The organism is uncultured Campylobacter sp. (assembly GCF_938017705.1).
Taxonomy (GTDB): domain Bacteria; phylum Campylobacterota; class Campylobacteria; order Campylobacterales; family Campylobacteraceae; genus Campylobacter_B.
Map to the genome: position 1 here is coordinate 1 of NZ_CALIIS010000158.1, position 2,604 is coordinate 2,604.

Genomic DNA, 2,604 nt, shown 5'->3' on the forward strand with positions numbered 1-2,604 from the left:
AAAGAACCGAGCCTAGGCGCGAAAAGATGAGCGCGAGCTTGGAGGCGATCTTTTCAAATGCCGAACTAAATTTGAAAAAGAAAAAGATCGAAAAGAAAAAAGCTCCCGCCGCCAAAAAAGAGGACGCCCTTAAAATCGACATTATCCCAGATCACGAGATGGCCGATATCGTCATCGAGGACGAAGACGTCGTGGTAATGCCCGATTTTACCGTCAAACCGATCCAAACCGAAAACCGCACCAAAAGTAAAAACCAACCTAATATTTATCGCGCCTCGCAGAATCAAATTTTTAGCAGCGAAGGCGGTATAAGTCGCGGCGGTCGCAAAAAGCATAAAAAAGCCCCTCGCGAGCAGGGTAGCGAAATCGTAAGCTCTGTAAATATCCCAAAAGAGATCCGCGTCTATGAGTTCGCCGATAAGATCAAAAAGCAGCCTAGCGAGATCATCGGCAAGCTATTTGCGCTTGGGATGATGACGACGAAAAACGACTTTTTGGACGAGGATGCGATAGAAATTTTAGCAAGCGAATTCGGCATCGAGGTAAATATCGTCGATGAGGCGCAGGAGTTTGACTACATCAAAGCTTACGAGGATAGCGAAGGCGAAGAAAATTTAATCGCCAGAGCGCCGGTTATCACCATTATGGGGCACGTCGATCACGGCAAAACGAGCCTGCTCGATTACATCCGAAACTCTCGCGTCGCAAGCAGCGAAGCGGGCGGCATCACGCAGCACGTAGGCGCGTATATGGTCGAGAAAAACGGCAGGAAGATCACTTTCATCGACACTCCGGGCCACGAGGCCTTTACTTCGATGCGCGCGCGCGGAGCCGAAGTTACTGATATCGTAATCATCGTAGTGGCTGCAGACGACGGCGTCAAGCCTCAGACTAAGGAGGCTATAGCGCATGCCAAGGTCGCAAATGTTCCGATCATCATCGCGATAAATAAGATGGACAAGCCTAATGCCAATCCCGATCTCGTAAAAACCGGGCTTGCAGAGCTTGACATCATGCCTACCGAGTGGGGCGGTAGCTACGAGTTCGTACCGATCTCCGCAAAGACGGGCGACGGGATCGAAAATTTATTAGAGATCGTACTTTTACAAGCCGATCTTTTGGAGCTCAAAGCAGATCCTAGCAAGCAGGCTAAGGCAACCATCATCGAAAGCTCCCTGCAGAAGGGTCGCGGCGCGGTTGCCACAGTCATCGTGCAAAACGGCACTCTACATGTTGGAGATACCGTCGTAGCGGGCATCGCATACGGCAAGGTGCGTGCGCTTAGCGACGATAAGGGCAGGGCGCTAAAGCAAATTTTACCGGGCGAATGCGGCGTCATCATAGGCCTTAGCGAGGTTCCGGGCGCCGGCGAGACGCTGATCGGCGTTTCAAGCGATAAAGAAGCGCGCGAGTACGCAAGTAAAATTTACGAGCATCAGCGCCAAAAAGAGCTTAGCAAATCGACCAAGGTCACCATCGACGAGCTAAGCGCCAAGATCGCCGAAGGCTCGCTAAAAAGCCTGCCTGTGATTGTCAAAGCCGACGTTGCGGGCTCGCTGGAGGCTATCAAAGCAAGCCTTGAAAAGCTCCGCAACGACGAGGTCAAGGTTGATATCATCCACAGCGGCATCGGCGGTATCACGCAAAACGACATCGCCTTAGCAAGCGCTAGCGAAAATTGCGTGATCTTGGGCTTCAACGTCCGTCCTACGGGCGAGATCAAAGAGCTTGCCAAGGAGCGCGGCGCGCAGATTAAGACCTACAACGTCATCTATAATCTAATCGACGATATCAAGGCGCTTTTGAGCGGTCTTATGAGCCCGATCATCAGCGAGGAGGCCTTGGGTCAAGCCGAGATCAGGCAGGTCATCAACGTGCCTAAGATCGGGCAGATTGCGGGCTGTATGGTTACCGACGGGCTCATCGCTCGCGGCGCGAAGATCCGCGTCATCAGAGAGGGCGTCATCGTTTTCGAGGGCAACGTCAGCTCGCTCAAGCGCTTCAAAGACGACGCTAAAGAGGTTGCCAAGGGCTTCGAGTGCGGCGTAGGCATCGAGGGCTACGACGATATGCGCGTGGGCGATTTTATCGAAAGCTACAAGCAAAAAGAGGAGCAGGCTACGATCGATTAATGCTCGCGAAATCCGCGTGAGCATTCGCTTCGTTTGCACGGCTTGCGGCTAAATTTTAAGCTTCGATCGCGCCTTGAAATTTTATGCTCGCAGAATTTGGGCGTGAAATTTCGCCTTTTAAATTTAGCGGCGGAATGTGCGAATAAAGCTTTAAATTTTGTCGGTTTCTGCGTGAGGCGCTGCTACATAGCGCTAGTTTTGAAATTTTAATGTTTAGATTTTTCTTGCAGCGCGTCTTTGCGATTAAATTTTATTTGACGCCGCTTGCTGGTCGCAGTTTTTCCGTGCGACTTAAATTTTAAATTTAATCGCAAAGTTGAAATTTTAAAGCGGCAAAATTTAGATTTCGCGCGGCATTGAAGCGCTTTTAAATTTAAGATAAATTCCACAGCGGCGCAGTGTGGGAAAAACAGCAGCGCGGAGAATAGTGCGGTGCAGGCGGCGCAAAATGAGAGCGCCGGACGCCGAGCAA

Annotated in this window: 2 protein-coding genes; one reads left to right on the plus strand and one right to left on the minus strand. The window is 50.9% G+C overall.

Translation table 11 applies throughout. The features are described from left to right. On the plus strand, positions 1-2,132 hold a 2,132-nt coding region (gene infB, locus Q0605_RS07840; RefSeq protein WP_298705840.1), incomplete at its 5' end, for a translation initiation factor IF-2. A 206-nt stretch (positions 2,133-2,338) separates the two neighbouring features. On the opposite strand, the gene Q0605_RS07845 is transcribed toward infB, so the two are convergent. Further along, on the minus strand, positions 2,339-2,604 hold a 266-nt coding region (locus Q0605_RS07845), incomplete at its 5' end, for a hypothetical protein (protein WP_298705843.1).